Consider the following 20,006-nt stretch of genomic DNA (forward strand, 5'->3'; position numbering starts at 1 on the left):
CTCACAGCTCCCTCGCGGAATCGCGAAGTCGGTCGTTGAAGTCGCGCCGGATCACGCCGGGTGGCAGCGAGGGACTGACCGCCGGGTGTGGTCCGGGGCACACCCAATCGCTGGGGGGAATGGGACGAGTGCCTGGGAAGCGGGGCGTGCCCCAATGACTGTCACCGGGCTGGGGCGCGCGGAAATAGTGGGGCCCATTGGCTGGTGCGATTTCCGTGAAGTCGTCGCTGCTACGGTGGCCGACGATAGTTTCATTGGCACTGCCCTGGGTACCGGGATAGCGCTGCCTGACATAGGCTTCGACGGCGGACGTGTCGACGGTCTGGGCGCCGCTCTGTGGGTCGGTGGACCGGAGAGTGTTGCCGTAGCCGGGCAGGCCACGATCGATGGCCCACTGTTCGGTATAGATGTAGGCGTCGCGCTCGCGCTGGAAACGACTGCCGGGTGGCTGATTCTGATGACGCACTTCGTGCACGATGATGCGTGCCGCCTGAGCACAGCTGCGTCCAGAGAGGATCTTTACTTCGGGAGGCGTGGCATTAGGATCGGCGGCGCCGGATGGCGAGCGGGTGTCCGCGATGCTCCAGTTGCCGCCCTGATACTCCCACTTGTCCACTTCGATGCGGTTCACTGCCTCGACATCGAAGCGGGTAAGATCGTCGACGACTTGCCGATCTTCCGAGCACAGGATGCCCAGGACACAGGGAAGCGACCACTCCACCCCCAGGCCGGGAAAGCGGACGTTGTTGGCACATTGCGTCGGCACCTCGTCGCCGAAGGGGGTCGCTTCGCCTTGCGGTTCGATGGTGCCACTTGCCAGTGCGCCTTCCCCGCCCCGGAAGCGACGCGTGAAGAAGTCGCTCAGGCAGGCTTGCTCGCTGCCCTGGAAGGCCCGGTTGAGGGCATCCACGGTGATGCCGCCGGTACCGAAGATGTAACTCAATTCGTAGTTGTATGAGCGTTCCAGCAGTTCCAGAATGGCGCGTTCATCATCGTTGCCGGTAAAACCACTGAGCATCTCCTCGATGAGCAGGGCCTTGAGATCCTGGGTGAGAACATAGGGGCTGTCGCCCTTGTGCCACGCCTTGACGATTGCGCGAGCCTTGTTGTCGCTGTCGGTAAAGTCTTCGATCTGGTGGGTGCGACGCAAGCGACTCAGGTAGTCCTGCAGCGTCTGTTCATCGAAATCATCGCCTGCGAAGAGACCCGCGATCTCCTGAAAGATATTGCGCCGGCGCAGAGGGAGGGAGTGGGCTGCTTGCGTTCCCGCGTTGCCTTGCTGCACGACGTGGGCCAGCTCATGGGCGATCAGTTCGCGCCCGGCGTGACTGTCCGGCGCATACTGGCCGTGATCGAAGGCGATGTGCCGACCGACGGCATAGGCATGGGCCTTGACGTCGCTTGCCGATTGGGCCGCCGTGGCGTCGCGATGCACCCGAACCTTGCCGAAGTCGTGGCCGAAGCGCGGCTCGAAGAAGGCGCGAGCCGAGCGCGTCAGTGGCTCACCGGAGGTCTGCAGGGTACGTTGCACGCTAGCCGGTGCCTCGGCCTGGTGTCCGGCTTGTGCACGGTTGCTGCGACGGGTGAGGGTGGGCAGCGAGCCGCTGGCTTTCACATCGGCATGCCCCATGCGCATCACCTGCGCCGCGGCGCGGTCGGCTTCGTGCTCGAGCGGATCGTCGCTGGCGCCGATCGTCAATTTGGTCTGTACCCCGAGTGCCTTGTCTCGCTGGCACTCCTCGCACTCGCCGGTGAGGCCCGAGGCGGCATTGCCGCAGGCGCACTTACGCTGAAGAATGCCTGTCGTGGTGTCGGCTGTATTGGCCGTGGGGCGAAGCAGGGCCTGATGCGTCATGATCGTGTCCCCCCGACGATGCCACCGGCGATGGCCTGGCCGAGGGCACGGCCGCCACTGGCGGGCGCTGATTGGACGGTCCCGGCCTTGAGCCGATATCTGTCGCCGCCCTCGATCAGTGTGCTGGCGGCGCCCGGCTCGGCCAACAGGCGCTGCAGCTCGGCCTGAACGCCGGCGGCGACGGCGGCCGCATCGCTACGGTCGATGCCGCGCAGCACCAGCTTGTCGATATGAATCACCAGGCGCGTCATGACCACCCCCGGGTTTCGGCGTCCGAGGGGGCCCTTTCGCGTTTGGCGGCCTCGAGATGGGCGGCGCGCCGCAGGTGGGCCATGGTCACCGGCGTGCCGGCTTCGGCGGCGAGAAAAGCGGCGCCGAGCGCGATATTACGGATAGTGCCACCGGCCACGTTGAGGCGGGCCAGCTTGACGGGGTCGAGTTCGCCCAGCGGCGTGCCGGCGGGGAAGATGCCGCGCCAGATCGCCTCGCGTTGTGCCGCATCCGGGAACGGGAAGTGCACCACGAAGCGCAGGCGGCGCTGGAAGGCGCTGTCGAGGGCGGCCTTGTGATTGGTGGTGAGGATGGCCAGGCCGCGGTAGGCCTCCATGCGCTGGAGCAGGTAGCTCACCTCGATGTTGGCGTAGCGGTCGTGACTGTCCTTGACCTCGCTGCGCTTGCCGAACAGCGCATCGGCCTCGTCGAACAGCAGGATGGCGCCGATGTCCTCGGCGGCGTCGAACACCCTGCGTAGGTTCTTTTCCGTCTCGCCGATATACTTGCTGACCACGGCGGACAGGTCGATGCGATAGAGCGCCAGGCCAAGCGTATTGGCCAGCACCTCGGCGGCGAGCGTCTTGCCGGTGCCGCTCTCGCCGGTGAACAGCGTGCTGATGCCGAGCCCGCGTGCGCTCTTGCCGGCGAACCCCCAATCGTGATGCACGGTGATGCGGTAGCGCGTGTGCACGGCGATCTGTTCCAGGCCGCGGCGCTGGGCGTCGGGCAGCACGAGGTCGTCCCAGGTGGCGCGCGCATCGATGGGCTGGGCCAGTTCGCTCAGCCCGCCGCCATCGCCACGGCATAGCCGGTGCAGGGTGGCGCGGTCGCCGGCGATATCCTCGCCGTCGAGCTGCGCGGCGGCGTGGGCGATGCGACGCGCCGTGAGTCGGTACTGGCTGGCGAGGCCATCGAGTGCGTCGCTCAGCGGTCCCGCTTTTTCACCCAGCGCGGTGTGCCAGAGCCGGCGCTGCTCCGGGGCATCGGCCTTGTCGACCGCGAAGCGCAGGCGGTCGCCGTCCAGCCGTGGCGCATCGTGGCCGGCGACGATAACCAGGCCGTCCACCTGCTCGGCGAAGCGCACCAGCCCGGTGTCGGCATCGGCGTCGTCTTGGCGGATCAGCAGCCCGCTACCGAGCAGGGCAGCTTCGCGCTGCCATAGCGCGGCCAGTGAGGCCTGTTCATGCGCCGCACTGGGGATGTCGGCGGCGCGCAATTGAAACAGCGAGACCCCAAGCGCCTCGGCCAGGGTGGCGGCGACATCGCGTTGGCCGCCAGCATCGTCGCCCGTGAGCATCACCACCGGCAGCCGACCCCGATGCGCCTGTAGTCGCGCCGCGGCGTCGGTGGCGATGCTGCGATGGGCCGCGACCATCAGGCCGGCCGGCGGCACGGCCGTGAACATCGGGAGCAGGCGATGATCGAGATAGTTCAGCCCGCCGATGAAATGCAGCACGCGCTCGTCGAGGGACAGGCGCCCGGCGGTGAGGCCGGCCCGGTCGTCGACCTCGATCAGCCGCCAGCGGCGCAGTGCTTCGACGGGGGCGATGGCGCTCCAGTGTGCTTCGGGCAGGGCGGCGAGGGCGAGGCCGAAGGTGGCCCAGGGACATTGCGGCCGGCCCAGGGCGTCGCCGCACAGGGCGGCGAGCCGTGCGTCCATCTCCACCCCGGCGGCGAGCAGCAGCACATCGCGCTCGAACGCGCTCAGCTCGAACAGCCGAGCGAGGGTGTCGATGGCCGCGGGCGCCGGCAGGCGCCGGCGCAGGGTCTCGACCTCCGTCTGTGCCGGTGCCACTTCACCGATGCCGAGCAGCGCACGCAGCCGCGCGAACTCGGCCACCAGCAGTTGCTGATTGGCAACGGTCCAGTCGAGATCGAAGGGCGCATTCATGTGATCGTGACCCGGTGATCGAAGAAGGTCGGCGGCGTGGTGCTGCGATCCACCTCCGGGCTGTCGATGCCATCGATGCGCAGGCGCGCGAGTGGGGCGCCGGCGGCGGCATTTTCCACGATGAACTCGAGCGTGGCGGTGGGGGCCACGAAGCTCTCGGGCATGATCTCGTGCTGTCCCAGCAGCAGCGATGCCGTCTGGCCGGGGTGCAGCGTGGGCGTGAAGTCGATCGTGATATGGGCATCGCCACTGCCGTCACGCGCCACCGCCTGCGGCAGGTTGGTGATGTTGGGCGCGACGATGCAGGCGAGGCGATTGGTCTGGCGGGCCTCGACCTCGTCCGGACGCACCAGCCGGGCGGTCACGTCGTAGACCCCGACCGGGAAATCGTCCGCCCGCGCGGCGGGAATGACGAACTCCATCTGCTCGGCCGAACTCGGGCCGCTGGCGGGCAGCAGCTCTTCGACGCTCGCGCGCTCGTTGCGCAGGGCCACCTCCCGCGAGCCGCCATCGAGGTGGTGCCCCTCGAGGGTGACCGTCTCGCCCAGCCGCACCACGGGCTGGTTGTCGGCAGGGACGACGGCCTCGATCGTCGGCAGTGGCGGAATCAGGCTCGGGGTCACCACCACGCCGCGCTCGCGGCCCGACAGCGGATCGACCTCACCACGCGTGAGGACCGGCAGGGTGGGACGCGTGGCTCGGCTCGCCGCGATCAGCACCACCGACACCTGATAGGCCGCGGTGGGGCGGTAGTTGGACTGGGTGGCGGTCCACAGCTTGGACATCTCCTCCGGGTTGAGAAACTGCGGGGTGATGCGCAATTGCTCCACCTGGTCGGCCAGGCCGCAGTCGGCCAGCGCACGCAGTGCCGGCGGCAGATCCAACCCCACGTCGGGCGAGGGGGTGAGGGCGGTTCGGATCATGGCGCGCGTGATCACCGGGAATTCGTGCATCAGCTGCATGGCGTAGCCGAGCAGGATCTCCGCGTGCAGGTCGCCGCCGCTGTAGGCGGAGATCAGGTAATGCAGGTCGAGGGCCAGCGGTGGGTTGGTGAGCCGCTGGCGACCGGCGGCGTCGTGGGCGGGTAGGTCTTCGTTGCGCCAGCCGGTGTTGGGGGTGACCCGGTAGAGGAACAGGTTGAGCTGGCTCGATTCCGTGCCGTCGACGGGAACGACACGATCGGGCGGCAGCACGCTGACCGCGACGGTGCTGCCGAGTACGCCGCTGACGTTGTGGTTGACCAGCCCGTCGTTGAGCCGGTCGCGCAGCACGGCGGTGACGCCGGCGATGGCCAGGGCATTGCTCATGGTCGGCTCCCCCGGCGCCTGGCCAGATATTCATCCAGTGACATGGGGGGCTGCCCGCGCTTCGAGGGTCGCTTGGTCGGGGCTGGTTCCTGCACCGTCGTCACCTCGATGCGGCCGATATGCACGTGCACCTCGGCCGGGCTGCCGGCGACGACGGGGGGCATGGCCATGGCGGTCGACCGCGGGGGGAGCTGCGATGTGACGAGCGGCGGCAGCAGGGCCTCGGGCGGTGGGGATGGCGCTTGCCACTCGGGCTCGGGTGGGTACGGTGTGTCGAATGCCGATGTGGCCATCACACTCGGTGCCTTCGAGGTTGGCGTATTCGCCGCCTCGACTCGGCTCGCGACGCTGACCGGCTCGATGCGTGCGATCCATGAATCGGGCGTCTCATTCGGCCCTTTTGTTGTGGTGTGCACCGCGCCGGGCGCCTCTTTCGGCTGGATCGGCGATGCCTGGCGGGGTGCTGGCGTCCCGGCATCGGTCGGTGCCGGGTCGTTTATGTCACTTCTGTCGACTGGCGGTACTTCCCCGATCAGCGGCGCCGGTAGGGTATCGAGCGACGTTGCCCCCGGTGCCGTCGTGCCGACGATGGTCGGTGCCTCGACCGTGGCGTTGGTCGGGGGCGGCGTACCCGGCTCGCTCAGCGCGTGCCGTGCCGGCGCTGCGGCCATTGTCGCTGCGCTCGACACTTCCTCGGGCAACAGTTCGGGGGCGGCATGGTAGGGCAGGCGCGCCGGGGCGTGGACCCTGGGCAAGGCATGGCCGGTGGCCTGCCGGGCGAGGCGTCGCAACAGGCCACTCATGGCTGCACCCTCGCCAGGTAGGCGGCGCGGCGGGTCTCGCTCAGTGCGAGAATGACGGGCTCGGTCCAGCCATAGGCCTGCGCCAGGGCATGGATGTCATCGAGCAGGCGCCGGGCCTGGCTGTCGATTTCTTCCCACAGGTAGCCGGCGATATCGAAGCTTGCGTCGTCGTCGTGACCGCAGGCCGGGCAGCGCATGGCGAGCGACAGGTCGGCCCAGGGATCGGCCGCGTCCATGGCGACGTCGACGGCATCAAGCAGTTCGGCAAGGGCCGGCTCGTCCCGCGGCAGCGCGTCGGCCGCCACGGCGCACTCGAGCAGCAGCCGCCGGGCGGCCGCCTGCTCGTCATCGCATTCCGTCAGGCGGGCGAGGTGCCGACTGGTGGGGCGCTGGAAGCGGTGCCCCCGGACCTCGAGCGTATCCGAACCGTCGGTGGGGGGTGAGGGCCATTGGCTCGCGTCGATCTCGAATTCCATCCGCTCGCCGCATGCCGGGCAGTCGAGCCATGCCTCCAGTCGGGTGCCGAAGCACGCCTGGCGCCATCGCAGCAGGGCGGCATTGCGGGCGCCGAGCGGGGCATCGGCCAACTGTCCCGACGGCAGGTCCGGGTCGGCCAGCGCGTAGAGCAGCAGCGCGCGGTCGATGGGATGGCGCCGCAGGCCGTGCTCCCAGACGGAGAGGACACGCTGCGCAGTCAGGGCGACCATGGTCGTCAGGCCGGCTCGGTGAAGCTTGGTTCGGACGGTTCGGTGACGTCGACGTCGCGCTCCCACCCCTCGTTCTCGAGCTTGAGGGTCTGGATGGCGACGGCGTTGGCGTTGGCGTCGAGATCGGGCAGCGCCTGGTATTCCGACACCCAGCAGCGGTAGACCTTGTAGGCAAGCGCGAGCTGGCCGGCCTCGTTGTACACTTCGATGATGATGTCCTTGCGGAAATCCTGCAGCGAAACCTCCGCCCCCAGCCCAGCGCCGAAGTTCCACACCTTGTTGGCCCATTGCTCGAATTCGACGTCATGGGTAACGCCGCGCTCCAGGGTGATGGCCTCGTACTTGGTGCGGCCGGGCGACTTGCGCGAGGTCGACGGGTCGCCGCCTTCGCGATGCTCGACCAGCTCGGTGCTGCGCTTGAGCGCGCCGACCTTGCTGACGCCCGCCACATAGCGGCCATCCCACTTCACGCGGAATTTGAAGTTCTTGTACGGATCGAAGCGCTGTGCGTTGACGCTGAACTGTGCCATGGGAGTGTCTCCTTACACCTCGAGTTGACCGGCCATTTGCTGGAGCTTGATGACCACGAACTCGGCCGGCTTGAGCGGTGCGAAGCCGACCAGAATGTTCACGATGCCGCGGTCGATATCGTTCTGGGTGGTGGTCTCGCGGTCGCACTTGACGAAGTAGGCGTCGCGCGGGCTCGCGCCCTGGAAGGCGCCCTGGCGGAACAGGTTCTGCATGAAGGCGCCGATATTGAGGCGGATCTGCGCCCAGAGCGGCTCGTCGTTAGGCTCGAACACCACCCACTGGGTGCCGCGGAACAGGCTCTCTTCGAGGAACAGCGCCAGCCGGCGCACCGGGATGTATTTCCATTCCGAGGCCAGCAGGTCGGCCCCGGCGAGGGTACGCGAGCCCCATACCAGGTGCCCGGCGACGGGGAAGCTGCGCAGGCAATTGAGGCCGACCGGGTTGAGCACACCGTTCTGCCGGTCGGTCATGGTGTAGGTGAAGCCCTGGATGCCGGAGAACGACGCCGCCAGCCCGGCCGGGGCCTTCCACACCCCGCGCTGGCCATCGGTGCGGGCGATGATGCCGGCCACTGCGCCGCAGGGGGCGAAGTCGGCGAGCCGGTTCTCGTGGAGCGGGTCGGGCATGCGCAGGCGCGGGAAGTACGCCATGGCGTTGATCGCCGTATCGTTGCCGATGGTGGCGCGCAGGCCATTGACGCCGGTCTCGGCATCGGCGATCGCGGTGTCGGGATTGGCGGTCCATGCCGCCGGAGCATCGACGATCAGCACCGCGCGACGCTCCTGGCAGTAGCTGGCCGCCGCGGCCCAGGTGGCATCGGCGACATCGACGGCGGGGGCTAGCGGCGGGATACACAGCAGGTTGAACAGGTCGGCCGCCTCGAGGGCGAAGAGGCCGGTGCGGGCATCGCGATCGCCGGTGATCTGGCCGTCGGTGATCTCGCTGCCGTCGCTACCCAACGTGGCCGGGGCTATCACCGCACCGTCGGCGTCGGTCACCGCCACGGTGGCGTCGCTGGGGCTCTCGTCGTCCGGGGCTGAGCTACGCACACTGACCAGCGACGACTGCTCGTTGAGAATGGTATCGACGAAGCGTGGGCTCAACGGGTCGACCGAGACGTTGCGGAACTGCTCGGAGCCGGCCACCGTGGTCCCGCCCGGGCGGTCCAGCGCCTCGATGAGCAGGTTGAACAGCAGGTCGTCGTCGGTGTCGCGCGTCTCGTGATCGACCGTCGCGCGCAGCGCATTCCCCCACAGACCGGGACTGGCCGCCTCGAGCACCAGAGTGCCTGAGCTGGTGGGCAGTGTGAGGGTGGCCGTACTGTCGGCGATGTTGCCATTGAACACCCGCACGATCAGCGCATCGCTGCCGCCGTGCTGAAAGAACTGGTTGACGGCATGACTCATCGTGCTGGGTTGCCACAGCCCACCGAACAGGCGCGAGTACTCGGCGAAACTCTGCACCCGTACCGAGGCATTGACCGGGCCGCGCGGCGCGCGCCCGACGAAGGCCGTGATAGAGGTGGCAACCCCGGTGATGGTTCGAACGCCGCTAGGGATTTCTTCAATATAAACGCCGGGATACGTCAAGGAAGCTGGCATGACGCGGTTCCTCTTTCAGGAAGTTGACCGGCGCTGTACACACGACTACCCCCGCGCCGTAGTTCGAAAACACGGTGCTGCGCTTACAGTGGGATGCATGATTCAAGCTAGTAAGCGAGGGATGAGAATTCCAGCAATTATTTACCGAAAGAATATTTATGTGATGGTTTGTCTGGTTTAAGAGACATGTGGTTAATTTTAGTAAAGACGAACTTGTTATAAAGAAATCGTGTGAGTGTAATAAGACAAGAGCAGGAGGCCGCAACCCGTCAGGCTACGGCCGGGAGTAGTGATCCCCGCACGCTAGTAGTGTGGCGGCACCTCATCCCCTGGCCGAGGCGTCTCCGCATCGGCGTCCTGCAGCGCCCGCTGCTGGTCGCGCAGCTTCTCCTGCATCAGCGCATTGATCCGCTCGAGCTGCGAGAGGCGCTTCTCCTGCACGGTCACCGCCTCGTCGAGGGTGTCGAGCCAGTGCTCCTGGTAGGCGATGCGGCTCTCCAGGGCGTCCAGGCGCCGGGCCAGGTCAGCGGGCGCACGCTCTCCGCCCGTGATAGAATTCTCGCGCTGTGTGTCGCCGTTCATCGTGGCACCTTCATGATGGTTCATTCCTTCCTTTCACCCCTACAAGAGAGTCTCTCAGTTCCATGAATCGAAAGGTCGTGCTTCGTTGTAGTTTCATCAGTCTTCTGCTGGCCGCGCCGGCCCCCCTGCTGATCGCACTGTTCGTTCACCTCACCGGTGGCGTGCTGTCACGGGAACTGTTCGCCAGTCTCGAGGTAGGCGGTGTGGCAGTGGTCTATTTCGCCGCCGCTGCCGCCGTCTTCCTGTTGCTGCTGGTGGCCACCCTGGCGGTCAATGCCCTCACCCCGCAGCTGGTCAACCTGGCCGAGGTCGAGGACGACGACCGCGAGGTCGGCGAGGTCAAGTGGTTCAACGTCAACAAGGGCTACGGCTTCATCACCCGTGACGACGGCGAGGATGTCTTCGTGCACTTCCGGGCCATTCGCGGCCGTGGCCATCGTACCCTGGCCGAGGGCCAGAAGGTGCGTTATCACGTGATCGAGAACGAGCGTGGGTTGCAGGCGGATGACGTCACCGTCATCACCTAGGCAAGGTGGCCCTGCCTCTAATGACATCGCCCCGCACCTGCGGGGCGATGTCGTTTCGGGGGCTACTGGCCGGAGTCGGGCCAGTCGATCTCCAGCTCGCTGCCGTCGGGCAGTACCTGAAGGAAGCGGTCCGGATCGTCGCCGGGCTGCCAGCCGCCCAGCGAGCAGCGCACCTCGCAGCCGAGCCGGGTCGCCGCGGCGCGGGCGCAGGCCTGGTCGCTCTCCCACGGGGTGTCGGGGCTGTCGAGCCAGAGACTCGCGAAACCGTCGGCGGCCTTTTCCACCAGCAGCACCGGGATCTCCCGGCCACCGAGCCGGCCCCGGGTGCGCCACTTGTGCTTGCCGGCGGGGGCGAGGGGCTCGGCATCCAGCGCCTCGCCCAGCCAGGCGCTCAGGGCATCCAGCGGGGCCGTCGACAGGTAGATCTCGATATCCGGATAGCGTTGCATGGGCGTCCTCAGGGCTGGGCGGTGCCGTTGACGAAGAGCCTGGCGAGGATGGCCTCGTAGACCCGGCTGAGATCCTCGAGATCCGCGGCGCGCACGCGCTCGTTGACCTTGTGGATGGTGGCGTTGAGCGGGCCGAGTTCGACCACCTGGCTCCCCAGGGTGGCGATGAAGCGGCCATCCGAGGTGCCCCCCGAGGTCGACAACTCGGGACGATAGCCCATCACCTCTTCCACCCCGGCCACGGCGGCATCGACCAGCTCGCCCTCGGCGGTGAGGAAGGGCTCGCCGTTGAGCGTCCAGTCGAGCTGGTACTCGAGGCCGTGGGCGTCGAGCAGCGCCTCGGTGCGGACTCGCAGCTGCTCGTGGGTCACCTCGGTGGAGAAGCGGAAGTTGAAGACCACCTCCACGTCGCCGGGGATCACGTTGGTGGCCCCGGTGCCGGCACGGACGTTGGAGATCTGGAAGCTGGTGGCCGGGAAGAAGGCGTTGCCCGCATCCCAGTGCTCGCGGGCCAGGGCGTCGAGTGCCGGCAGCGCCTGGTGGATGGGGTTGCGCGCCAGGTGGGGGTAGGCCACATGGCCCTGCACGCCCTTGATGTGCAGCACGCCGCCGAGCGAGCCGCGCCGGCCGTTCTTGATCGCGTCGCCCAGCCGCGCGGTGGAGGAGGGCTCGCCGACGATGCAGTAGTCGAGCCGTTCGTGGGCCTCGCGCAGGTGCTCGACCACCGCCCGGGTGCCATCCACCGCCGGGCCCTCCTCGTCGGAGGTGATCAAAAAGCCGAGCTTGCCGTGGTGATCCGGGTGGGCGGTGACGAAGCGCTCCACCGCAGTGAGCATGGCCGCCAGGCTGCCCTTCATGTCGGCGGCGCCTCTCCCCCTGAGCATTCCCTCATCGTCGATACAGGGCTCGAAGGGCGGATGATCCCAGTGCAGGTGGGGGCCGCTGGGTACCACGTCGGTGTGCCCGGCGAAGGCCAGCATCGGCCCGTGGTGGCCGCGGGTCGCCCAGAAGTTCTCCACGTCACCGAAGGGCAGGCGCTCGACGTGGAAGCCGAGCCGCTCGAGCCGCTCGATCATCAGCGCCTGGCAGCCCAGGTCGTCGGGGGTGACCGAGGGGCGTCGGATCAGCTCGAAGGCAAGCTGGAGGGTCGGGGAGAGGGCCTCAGTCGTTGGCATGCAGTGCCTCGTTGAGCGCGATGGCACTCTTGTTGGTCAGGCATTCGATGCGGCCGTTGCGCGAGTTGCGGCGCAGCAGCAGGTCGTCCTGGCCGGCGAGCTCGCGGGCGGCCACGGTCTTGACTTCCTGGCCCTGGTCGTCGAGCAGGGCTACCTTGGCGCCGGCGGTGATGTAGAGGCCCGCCTCCACGGTGCAGCGGTCGCCGAGCGGGATGCCGATGCCGGCGTTGGCCCCGATCAGGCAGCCCTCGCCGACCTTGATGACGATGTTGCCGCCGCCGGAGAGGGTGCCCATGGTGGAGCAGCCGCCCCCCAGGTCGGAGCCCTTGCCGACCATCACGCCGGCGGAGATGCGGCCCTCGATCATGCCCGGGCCCTCGGTGCCGGCATTGAAGTTGACGAAGCCCTCGTGCATCACGGTGGTGCCCTCGCCCAGGTGGGCGCCCAGGCGTACCCGGGCGGTGTCGGCGATGCGCACGCCGCTCGGCACCACGTAGTCGGTCATCTTGGGGAACTTGTCGACGCAGTCCACCGAGATCGAACGGCCCTCGAGGCGCGCGCGCAGGCGGCGGGCCGGCAGCTCCTCGATGTCGATGGGGCCCTCGCTGGTCCAGGCGACGTTGCGCAGCAGGCCGAACATGCCGGTGAGGTCCAGGCCGTGGGGCTTGACCAGGCGGTGGGAGAGCAGGTGCAGCTTGAGATAGGCCTCCGGCACGCTCTGGGGCGGCAGGTCGTTCTCCAGGAACATGGCCACCAGCGGCCGCCGGCTTGCCGCCAGGGACTCGGCAAGCTCGGCCTGTTCGGGCTGGCCGGCGCTCCTGAGGGCCGCGGCCAGGTCGCCGCACTGCTCGGGCAGGAAGCTGACGGCGGCATTGCCGGCCGGGGCATCCAGCACCTGGCCGGCGGCCTCGACCAGGCCGGTGTCGGGATGGAGCAGCGGCGCCGGGTAATAGATCTCCAGCCAGTCGCCCTGGGTGTTCTGGGTGCCGATTCCGAGTGCAAAGCTCAGCATGGGGGTGTCCTCGTCAAGGTGGGAAGGCTCGTCGGAGCGGAAACGCTCGTCACATGGGGGATAGGTCGTCGTAGTCGCCGTCGCGGTAGCCGACGCGAATCTCGTCGCCGGTATCGAGCAGCGGGCGCTTGAGCAGCGTCGGGTGCGCCATCATCAGCTCGCGGGCCTTGTTGGCGTCGATGCCGGCCTTGTCGGCCTCGTCCAGGTTGCGCCAGGTGGTGCTGCGCTTGTTGAGCAGCGTCATCACCGGCACCCTTTCGAGGAGGTGCTCGAGCAGGGCCGCGGAGAGGCCGTCCTCGCGCAGGTCGTGGAGCCGGTAGGGAATGCCCTTGGCGTCCAGCGCCTGGCGAGCGCGGCGGCAGGTGTCGCAGGTGTTGATCACGTAAAGGATTGGCATCAGGCGCTCCTCTCGATGAAACGGCGGATGCGTCGGGCGGCCTCGACCGTGGCCTCTCGCTCGGCCACCAGCGCCAGGCGCAGTCGCCCGGCGCCGGGATTGCGACCGCTGCCGCCGCGACCCATATACGAACCGGGCAGTACGCTGACATGTTCCTCGGCGTAGAGCGCCCGGGTGAAGGCCTCGTCGCCGCCGCCCGGCACCGCCGGCCAGAGGTAGAAGCTCGCCTCGGGGGCGGGGAAGTCCAGCACCGGGGCCAGGAGCTCGGTCACGGCGGCGAACTTCTCGCGATAGGCCTCACGGTTGGTGCGCACATGGGCCTCGTCGTTCCAGGCGGTGATCGAGGCCTGCTGCACGGGCAGCGACATGGCGCAGCCGTGGTAGGTGCGGTAGCGCCTGAAGGGGGCGATCAGCTCGGCACTGCCTGCCACGAAGCCGGAGCGCAGCCCCGGCAGGTTGGAGCGCTTGGAGAGCGAGTGGAACACCAGGCAGCGACGGTAGTCGTGGCGGCCCAGCCGGGCACAGGCCTCGAGCAGGCCCGGCGGCGGCGCAGCCTCGTCGAGGTAGAGCTCCGAGTAGCACTCGTCGGAGGCGATCAGGAAATCGTGCTCATCGGCCAGCGCGATCAGGCGCTCGAAGTCGGCCAGCGGGGTCACCGCCCCGGTGGGGTTGCCCGGCGAGCAGAGGAACACCAGTTGGACGTCGCGCCAGGTCTCGGCGGGCACGCTGTCGAAGTCGGGGCGAAAGCCGGTCTCGGCGCGGCAGTCCAGGTAGAGCGGCTCGCCGCCGGCGAGCAGCGTGGCCCCCTCGTAGATCTGATAGAAGGGGTTGGGCACCACCACCCGGGCCGGCCGGGTGCGGTCGAGTGCCGCCTGGACGAAGGCAAAGATCGCCTCCCGGGTGCCGTTGACCGGCAGCACCTGGGTCGCCGGGTCGAGGCCCGCGAGGCCGAAGCGCCGGGTCGCCCAGTCGGCGATGGCGCCGCGCAGTTCGGCCATGCCGGCGGTGGCCGGGTAGCGGGCCATCTCGTGGCGGTGGGCGACCAGCGTCTCCAGGGCCGCGGCGAAGGGGGCATGCTGCGGCTCGCCGATGGTCAGCGGGATATGGGCCAGCCCCTCGGGCGGGGTCACGCCGGCCTTGAGGGCGGCGAGCCGCTCGAAGGGGTAGGGCTTGAGGGCGTCGAGATCCGGGTTCATGGGTGTCCAGGTGCGCCGCTCCGGCCGTGGCCTCGGGCGTCGTTGTCGTGGTCGGAAGGGGCTCGATTATAGGGAAGGCGCCGGATGGCCTCAAACGGGCTCAACCCGACACGTCCAGCACCTCGATCAGCCGCGCGCGCAGGCGGGCCTGGCGCTCCGGATCGGTGAGGGGGGCGCCGGCCTTGTCGGTGATGAAGAAGACGTCCTCGACCCGTTCGCCCAGGGTGGCGATCTTGGCCGCCGAGAGCGCGATGTCCTGCTCCATGAAGATACGCCCGACCCGGGCCAGCAGGCCGGGACGGTCGGGGGCGGTGAGCTCGAGCATGGTGCGCTCGTTGGCCGGGTCCTGCTCGATGAGTACCTCGGTGGGCACCCGGAAGTGCTTGAGCTGGCGCGGGGTGTGGCGGGTGACGATCTGCGGGTAGTCCTCGGGGTCGTCGAGTTCCTCGACCAGGTGGCGGCGGATCTCCTCGATACGGCGGGGGTCGCGGATCGCCAGGCCATCGTCGTCGAGCACGATGAAGGTGTTCAGCGTCCAGTCGTTGCTCGAGGTGGCGATGCGGGCGTCGTGGATGGAGAGATCCAACTGGTCCAGGGCCGCCGAGGTGGCGGCGAAGAGGTCGTTCACCGAGCGGGTGTGGATGAACACCTTGGTGCCGCCTTCGGCCATGTCCTCGGTGGGCGCATTGATCAGGATCAGCGGCAACTCCGAGCCGTCGTGGGCCAGGATGCCCTGGGTCTGCCAGACGATCTCGCTGGGCGCGTACTGCAGGAAGTAGTCCTCGCCGAGGGACTCCCAGAGTCGGTCGACGCGGGACATGTCGGCGCCGACCACGGCGAGCAGCGAGCGCGCCTCGCTGCGTGTCTCCTGCACCCAGTCGTCGCGCTCCAGCGGGTTCTCCAGGCCGCGCCGCAGGGCGCGCTTGGTCTCACCGTGCAACTGGCGCAGCAGGGTGGCGCGCCAGCCGTTCCACAGGGTGGGGTTGGTGGCGTTGATGTCGGCCACGGTGAGCACGTAGAGGTAGTCGAGGCGGGTCTCGTCACCGACGATGCGGGCGAAGTCGGCGATCACGTCGGGATCGGTGATGTCGCGCTTCTGGGCGATCATCGACATGGTCAGGTGGTGCTCCACCAGCCAGCTGACCAGGCGGGTGTCGCGGGGCGAGAGCCCGTGGCGCTCGGCGAAGGCCTCGACGTCCCGGGCGCCGATCTGCGAGTGGTCGCCGCCGCGGCCCTTGCCGATGTCGTGGTAGAGCCCGGCTATCCACAGCAGCTCCAGCTTGGGGAGTTGGGGGATCAGCGCCGCCGCCACCGGAAACTCCTCGCGGGCCTCGGGCTTGCGGAAGCCGTGGATGAACTTGAGCAGGCGCAGGGTGTGGGCGTCGACGGTATAGACGTGGAAGAGATCGTGCTGCATCAGTCCCACGGCACGGCCGAACTCCGGCAGGTACTTGCCGAGCACCCCGTAGCGGTTCATGCGGCGCAGCTGGCGGGCGACGTTGCCCCCGGAGCGCAGCAGCGCCATGAACAGGCTCTGGTGACGCACGTCGTCGCGGTAGAGGTCGTCGATCAGGTGGCGGTGGTCGCGGATCAGCCGGATGGTATCGGCCCGTACCCCCTCGATCTCCGGGTGCTCGGCCATCAGCAGGAAGAGCTCGAGCAGCGCCGCGGGCCGGTGGCGGAAGACGCTGCGCGAGCGGGCCTGGATGTAGCCGCCCTTGATCTCGAAGCGCTCGTTGAGCGGTACCGTGGCGAGCTCCTCGCCGGCGCGCAGGATCGCCTCGTCGAAGTGCTGCAGCAGCATGTCGTTGAGCCCGGCGAGCGCCGTGACGTGACGGTAGTAGCGCTTCATGAACTGCTCGACGGCGAGGCGCTCCGGGGTGTCGCGGTAGCCGAAGAGTTCGGCGATGGTGCGCTGGTGGTCGAACAGCAGGCGGTCCTCGGCACGGCCGGTCAGCATGTGCAGGGCGTAGCGCACCTGCCACAGGAAGGCCTGCCCCTGGCTGAGGATGTGCAGCTCGGCGTCGTTCATGAAGCCGTTGGCCACCAGGTCCTCGTAGCGCTCGCTGCCGAAGTGACGCTTGGCCACCCAGCCGATCATCTGGATGTCGCGCAGCCCGCCGGGGGAGCTCTTGATGTTGGGCTCGAGGTGGTACTCGGAGTTGTTGTAGCGGTAGTGGCGGGTGATCTGCTCCTGCCACTTGGCCTCGAAGAAGCGGTAGGCGGGCCACAGTCGCTCGGTGGTCAGGCGCGATTGCATCGCCTCCCGCAACCGCTCGGGGCCGGCCAGGGTGCGCGACTCCAGCAGGTTGGTGATCACCGTGACATCGGCCTCGGCCTCGCGCTCGCAGTCGGCCAGCGAGCGCACGCTGTGGCCGATCTCCAGGCCGATGTCCCACAGGAAGGTGATGAAGGCCGTAAGCGCCTCGCGATACGGTGCGTCGTCGTCGTCCTCGAGCAGCAGCAGCAGGTCGACGTCGGAGCTGGGGTGCAGCTCGCCGCGTCCGTAGCCGCCCACGGCGAGCAGCGCCACGCCACCGTCGGGCCACTCATGCTGCTCCCAGGCCACCGTCAGCAGCCGGTCGAGGCACCAGGCCCGGCCGTGCACCAGGTCGCGGATGTCGGCGCCGGCGTGGAAGCGTTCGTCGAGGCGCGCCTGGATGCCGCGCAGCGCCGCCTTGAAGGGGGCGACGGGCGAGCGACTGCCCGCCAGCTCGTCGCGGAAGCGGGCGACGTCGAACAGCGTCTCGTCGGGGTCGAAGCGATAGTGGTGCAGCAGCATGGCGTTCAGCGCTCGAGGAAGGCGAAGTCTTCCTCGCCACGAGCGGTGAGCACCTCGACACCAGTTTCGGTGACCAGCAGGGTGTGCTCCCACTGGGCGGAGAGGCTCTTGTCGCGGGTCACCGCGGTCCAGCCGTCGCGCAGCACCTTGGTCTTGTGGGAGCCGATGTTGATCATCGGTTCGATGGTGAAACACATCCCGGCGGCCAGCGCGATATCGGCCTCGGGGGCGTAGCCGTCGTAGTGCAGCACCTGGGGTTCCTCGTGGAAGGTGGCGCCGATGCCGTGGCCGCAGAAGTCGCGTACCACCGAGTAGCCGTTGGCCTCGGCGTGCTGTTGGATGACTCGCGCGAGCTCGGAGAGGCGAACGCCTGGCCGGACCAGGGCGATGCTGTGGTAGAGGCACTCCTGGGTGACGCGGCACAGGCGCTCGCCCTGGATGTTCTCGCCGATGATGAACATCATGCTGCTGTCGCCGTGGTAGCCGTCGGCGGTCTTCACGGTGATGTCGATGTTCATGATGTCGCCTTTCTTGAGGCGCTTGGCGTCATCGGGGATGCCGTGGCAAACCACGTGGTTGATGGACGTGCAGATCGACTTGGGGAAGCCGTGGTAGTCGAGCGGGGCCGGCGTGGAGCCGAGCTCGTGGACGATGTAGTCGTGGCAGAGGCGGTCGAGTTCGCCGGTACTGGCGCCGGCCGTCACGTGGGGGGTGATCATCTCCAGCACGCTGGCGGCCTGGCGACCGGCCTCGCGCATCTTCTCGATCTCGTCGGGCGTCTTGATGGGAACGTTCATGGAGTCTCGGGTCAGGGTGGGGTCGCCCGGCGTCGGCAGGCACGAACGGCGGTCGGGCGACTTCATCTCGGAGTCGATCCATGGTATAAAGCTGCGCGCTTTCCTGCAATCGCTGTGCCCTGTCGTGCCGCCTTCTGGCCAGTCCACTGGCGAGGCGTGCCGGGGGGCAGCGGCAGTGAGGGCGAAATGCAATGCAACGCCTTGAAAACACACATGCACCGGCACATGGTCCCGGGTGCCGTCGGCTCATCCCGGCGGTCGGATCCATGGGGTGCGTGGAGGCCTAACCCGATTTTTCAGGAGTCATCCATGGCACACGTCAACATGCGGGACCTGCTGAAGGCAGGCGCTCACTTCGGTCACCAGACCAAGTACTGGAACCCGAAGATGAGCAAGTTCATCTTCGGCGCTCGCAACAAGATCCACATCATCAACCTCGAGCACACCCTGCCGGCCCTCAACGAGGCCATCGATGTGGTCGAGAAGATGGCAGCGGCCAACAACAAGATCATGTTCGTCGGCACCAAGCGCAGCGCGAGCAAGATCATCAAGGAAGAGGCCAACCGCGTCGGCCAGCCGTTCGTCAACCATCGCTGGCTCGGCGGCATGCTGACCAACTACAAGACCATCCGTCAGTCGATCAAGCGTCTGCGCGACCTCGAGACCATGCGCGAGGACGGCACCTTCGAGAAGCTGACCAAGAAGGAAGTCCTGATGGCGACCCGCGAGCAGGACAAGCTCGAGCGTTCCATCGGCGGCATCAAGGAGATGGGTGGTCTGCCCGACGCGCTGTTCGTGATCGACGTCGACCACGAGCGCATCGCCATCAACGAGGCGAACAAGCTGGGCATTCCGGTCATCGGCGTGGTGGACACCAACTCCGATCCGGACGGCGTCGACTACGTGATCCCGGGCAACGATGACTCCATCCGTGCGATCCAGATCTATGTCAAGGCCATCGCCGACGCCTGCGGTCGTGCCAAGGAGGGTCGTCCCGACGAGTTCGTCGAGGTCACCGACGAGGTGGCACCGGAAAGCGACAGCGCCGCCGAGTGATCGCGGCCCGTCTGTCCGTTCGTCGGCTGCGGCGGCCGGGCAGGCGAGTAAGGGGGCCCTGGCCCCCTTTTTTCTCCCCAGGGCAGACTTTTCCGGGCTCTCGATGATCGATGGGTCCGGTCAGGCAAAACCATTCAGAGGTGAAACCCATGGCAGCTATCAGCGCCTCCCAGGTCAAGGAACTGCGCGAGCGTACCGGGCTCGGCATGATGGAGTGCAAGAAGGCCCTCACCGAGGCCGACGGTGACATCGAGGTCGCCATCGAGAACCTGCGCAAGAGCTCCGGCCTCAAGGCCGCCAAGAAGGCCGGCCGTACCGCCGCCGAAGGCACCGTGGTGACCCGCGTGGCCGAGGATGGCAGCTACGGGGTGATGGTCGAGATCAATTCCGAGACCGACTTCGTCGCCCGCGACGACAACTTCAAGGCCTTCGCCGACAAGATCGCCGACGCCTTCTTCGCCGCCAGGAGCGAAGACGTTGCCGCGGTCATGGCCGGCGATCTCGAGACCGCCCGCGAGCAGCTGGTGCAGAAGATCGGCGAGAACATCGGCGTGCGTCGCTGCGTGGTGGTCGAGGCCGGCGACGGCAACCTGGTGGGCGAGTACGTCCACGGTGGCCGCATCGGCGTGCTGACCGTGCTCAAGGGCGGTAACGCCGACGTGGCCAAGGACGTCGCCATGCACGTCGCCGCCATCAATCCGGCCGTGGCGCGCCCCGAGGACATGCCCCAGGCGCAGCTCGACCAGGAAAAGGCGATCATCCTCGCCCAGCCCGACATGGCCGGCAAGCCCGAGCAGATCGCCGAGAAGATGGTCCAGGGTCGCCTGAAGAAGTACCTGGCCGAGAACAGCCTGACCGAGCAGCCCTTCGTCAAGGATCCGAACCAGAGCGTCGCCGAGTTCGTCAAGGCGGCGGGTGGCGAGGTGATCGGCTTCACCCGCTTCGAGGTGGGCGAGGGCATCGAGAAGGAAGAGGTCGACTTCGCCAAGGAAGTGATGGAACAGGCCAAGCGTAGCTGAGGTCACAGGTTCCAGTTCGACGATGGCGTGCGCGGGAGCGCACGCC

The 20,006-nt window shown here is 67.8% G+C and carries 19 protein-coding genes; 3 read left to right on the plus strand and 16 right to left on the minus strand.

The window, feature by feature from the left end; genetic code table 11:
* Nucleotide 1 precedes the first annotated feature (1 nt).
* The 9 genes from QLQ85_RS15970 to QLQ85_RS16010 all read right to left on the minus strand — a co-directional run bounded on the left by QLQ85_RS15970 (nucleotide 2) and on the right by QLQ85_RS16010 (nucleotide 9,550).
* Nucleotides 2-1,855, minus strand: a complete 1,854-nt coding sequence (locus tag QLQ85_RS15970) for an eCIS core domain-containing protein (RefSeq protein ID WP_282739904.1) — start codon at nucleotides 1,853-1,855, stop codon at nucleotides 2-4.
* Nucleotides 1,852-2,106, minus strand: coding sequence for a hypothetical protein (locus QLQ85_RS15975; protein WP_282739905.1), 255 nt, complete (start codon nucleotides 2,104-2,106; stop codon nucleotides 1,852-1,854). Before QLQ85_RS15975 ends, QLQ85_RS15970 begins: the two co-directional genes overlap by 4 nt.
* Nucleotides 2,103-4,019 carry an ATP-binding protein gene (locus QLQ85_RS15980; RefSeq protein ID WP_282739906.1) on the minus strand — a complete coding sequence of 639 codons (1,917 nt, stop codon included), beginning with the start codon at nucleotides 4,017-4,019 and terminating at the stop codon, nucleotides 2,103-2,105. Before QLQ85_RS15980 ends, QLQ85_RS15975 begins: the two co-directional genes overlap by 4 nt.
* A complete protein-coding gene (locus QLQ85_RS15985) occupies nucleotides 4,016-5,326 on the minus strand; it encodes a DUF4255 domain-containing protein (RefSeq protein WP_282739907.1) in 1,311 nt (436 codons plus the stop codon). The genes QLQ85_RS15980 and QLQ85_RS15985 overlap by 4 nt, the downstream gene beginning before the upstream one ends.
* On the minus strand, nucleotides 5,323-6,129 hold the full coding sequence (locus QLQ85_RS15990) for a hypothetical protein (protein ID WP_282739908.1): 807 nt from the start codon (nucleotides 6,127-6,129) through the stop codon (nucleotides 5,323-5,325). Before QLQ85_RS15990 ends, QLQ85_RS15985 begins: the two co-directional genes overlap by 4 nt.
* Nucleotides 6,126-6,836 (minus strand): hypothetical protein, encoded by a 711-nt coding sequence (locus QLQ85_RS15995; RefSeq protein ID WP_282739909.1) that lies wholly within the window; start codon nucleotides 6,834-6,836, stop codon nucleotides 6,126-6,128. Before QLQ85_RS15995 ends, QLQ85_RS15990 begins: the two co-directional genes overlap by 4 nt.
* A gap of 5 nt (nucleotides 6,837-6,841) precedes the next feature.
* Complete coding sequence (locus QLQ85_RS16000) at nucleotides 6,842-7,366, minus strand: phage tail protein (protein WP_102630058.1); 525 nt, start codon at nucleotides 7,364-7,366, stop codon at nucleotides 6,842-6,844.
* 12 nt (nucleotides 7,367-7,378) lie between these two features.
* A complete protein-coding gene (locus QLQ85_RS16005) occupies nucleotides 7,379-8,968 on the minus strand; it encodes a phage tail sheath family protein (protein ID WP_282739910.1) in 1,590 nt (529 codons plus the stop codon).
* A 303-nt stretch (nucleotides 8,969-9,271) separates the two neighbouring features.
* The gene (locus QLQ85_RS16010; protein ID WP_282739911.1) at nucleotides 9,272-9,550 is read right to left on the minus strand and encodes a SlyX family protein; all 279 of its coding nucleotides are present in this window, start codon (nucleotides 9,548-9,550) and stop codon (nucleotides 9,272-9,274) included.
* Nucleotides 9,551-9,612: 62 nt separating this feature from the next.
* Here QLQ85_RS16010 and QLQ85_RS16015 point away from each other — a divergent pair, with 62 nt between their 5' ends.
* A complete protein-coding gene (locus tag QLQ85_RS16015) occupies nucleotides 9,613-10,077 on the plus strand; it encodes a cold-shock protein (protein ID WP_282719849.1) in 465 nt (154 codons plus the stop codon).
* Nucleotides 10,078-10,139: 62 nt separating this feature from the next.
* Here the strand turns inward: QLQ85_RS16015 and QLQ85_RS16020 are convergent, their stop codons facing one another.
* The 7 genes from QLQ85_RS16020 to map form a co-directional block, all read right to left on the minus strand.
* Complete coding sequence (locus QLQ85_RS16020) at nucleotides 10,140-10,526, minus strand: hypothetical protein (protein WP_282739912.1); 387 nt, start codon at nucleotides 10,524-10,526, stop codon at nucleotides 10,140-10,142.
* An 8-nt stretch (nucleotides 10,527-10,534) separates the two neighbouring features.
* Nucleotides 10,535-11,701 (minus strand): succinyl-diaminopimelate desuccinylase, encoded by a 1,167-nt coding sequence (gene dapE / locus QLQ85_RS16025; RefSeq protein WP_282739913.1) that lies wholly within the window; start codon nucleotides 11,699-11,701, stop codon nucleotides 10,535-10,537.
* Entirely contained in the window at nucleotides 11,688-12,713 is a 1,026-nt protein-coding gene (gene dapD / locus QLQ85_RS16030; protein ID WP_282739914.1) for a 2,3,4,5-tetrahydropyridine-2,6-dicarboxylate N-succinyltransferase, read from the minus strand. Before dapD ends, dapE begins: the two co-directional genes overlap by 14 nt.
* A gap of 49 nt (nucleotides 12,714-12,762) precedes the next feature.
* Nucleotides 12,763-13,110, minus strand: coding sequence for a Spx/MgsR family RNA polymerase-binding regulatory protein (locus tag QLQ85_RS16035; RefSeq protein WP_282739915.1), 348 nt, complete (start codon nucleotides 13,108-13,110; stop codon nucleotides 12,763-12,765).
* Entirely contained in the window at nucleotides 13,110-14,306 is a 1,197-nt protein-coding gene (dapC, locus tag QLQ85_RS16040) for a succinyldiaminopimelate transaminase (RefSeq protein WP_282739916.1), read from the minus strand. The genes QLQ85_RS16035 and dapC overlap by 1 nt, the downstream gene beginning before the upstream one ends.
* Nucleotides 14,307-14,406: 100 nt before the next feature.
* Nucleotides 14,407-17,088 carry a [protein-PII] uridylyltransferase gene (locus tag QLQ85_RS16045; RefSeq protein WP_282739917.1) on the minus strand — a complete coding sequence of 894 codons (2,682 nt, stop codon included), beginning with the start codon at nucleotides 17,086-17,088 and terminating at the stop codon, nucleotides 14,407-14,409.
* 5 nt (nucleotides 17,089-17,093) lie between these two features.
* Nucleotides 17,094-17,885, minus strand: coding sequence for a type I methionyl aminopeptidase (map, locus tag QLQ85_RS16050; protein WP_282739919.1), 792 nt, complete (start codon nucleotides 17,883-17,885; stop codon nucleotides 17,094-17,096).
* 309 nt (nucleotides 17,886-18,194) lie between these two features.
* Here map and rpsB point away from each other — a divergent pair, with 309 nt between their 5' ends.
* Together rpsB and tsf are read left to right on the plus strand one after the other, a co-directional pair.
* A complete protein-coding gene (gene rpsB / locus QLQ85_RS16055; RefSeq protein ID WP_282719856.1) occupies nucleotides 18,195-18,941 on the plus strand; it encodes a 30S ribosomal protein S2 in 747 nt (248 codons plus the stop codon).
* A gap of 149 nt (nucleotides 18,942-19,090) precedes the next feature.
* Nucleotides 19,091-19,960: a translation elongation factor Ts gene (tsf, locus tag QLQ85_RS16060; RefSeq protein ID WP_282719857.1), complete on the plus strand. Its 870-nt coding sequence runs from the start codon at nucleotides 19,091-19,093 to the stop codon at nucleotides 19,958-19,960.
* Nucleotides 19,961-20,006: the final 46 nt, after the last annotated feature.

Source organism: Halomonas kalidii (assembly GCF_030010475.1).
Classification (GTDB): domain Bacteria; phylum Pseudomonadota; class Gammaproteobacteria; order Pseudomonadales; family Halomonadaceae; genus Halomonas; species Halomonas heilongjiangensis.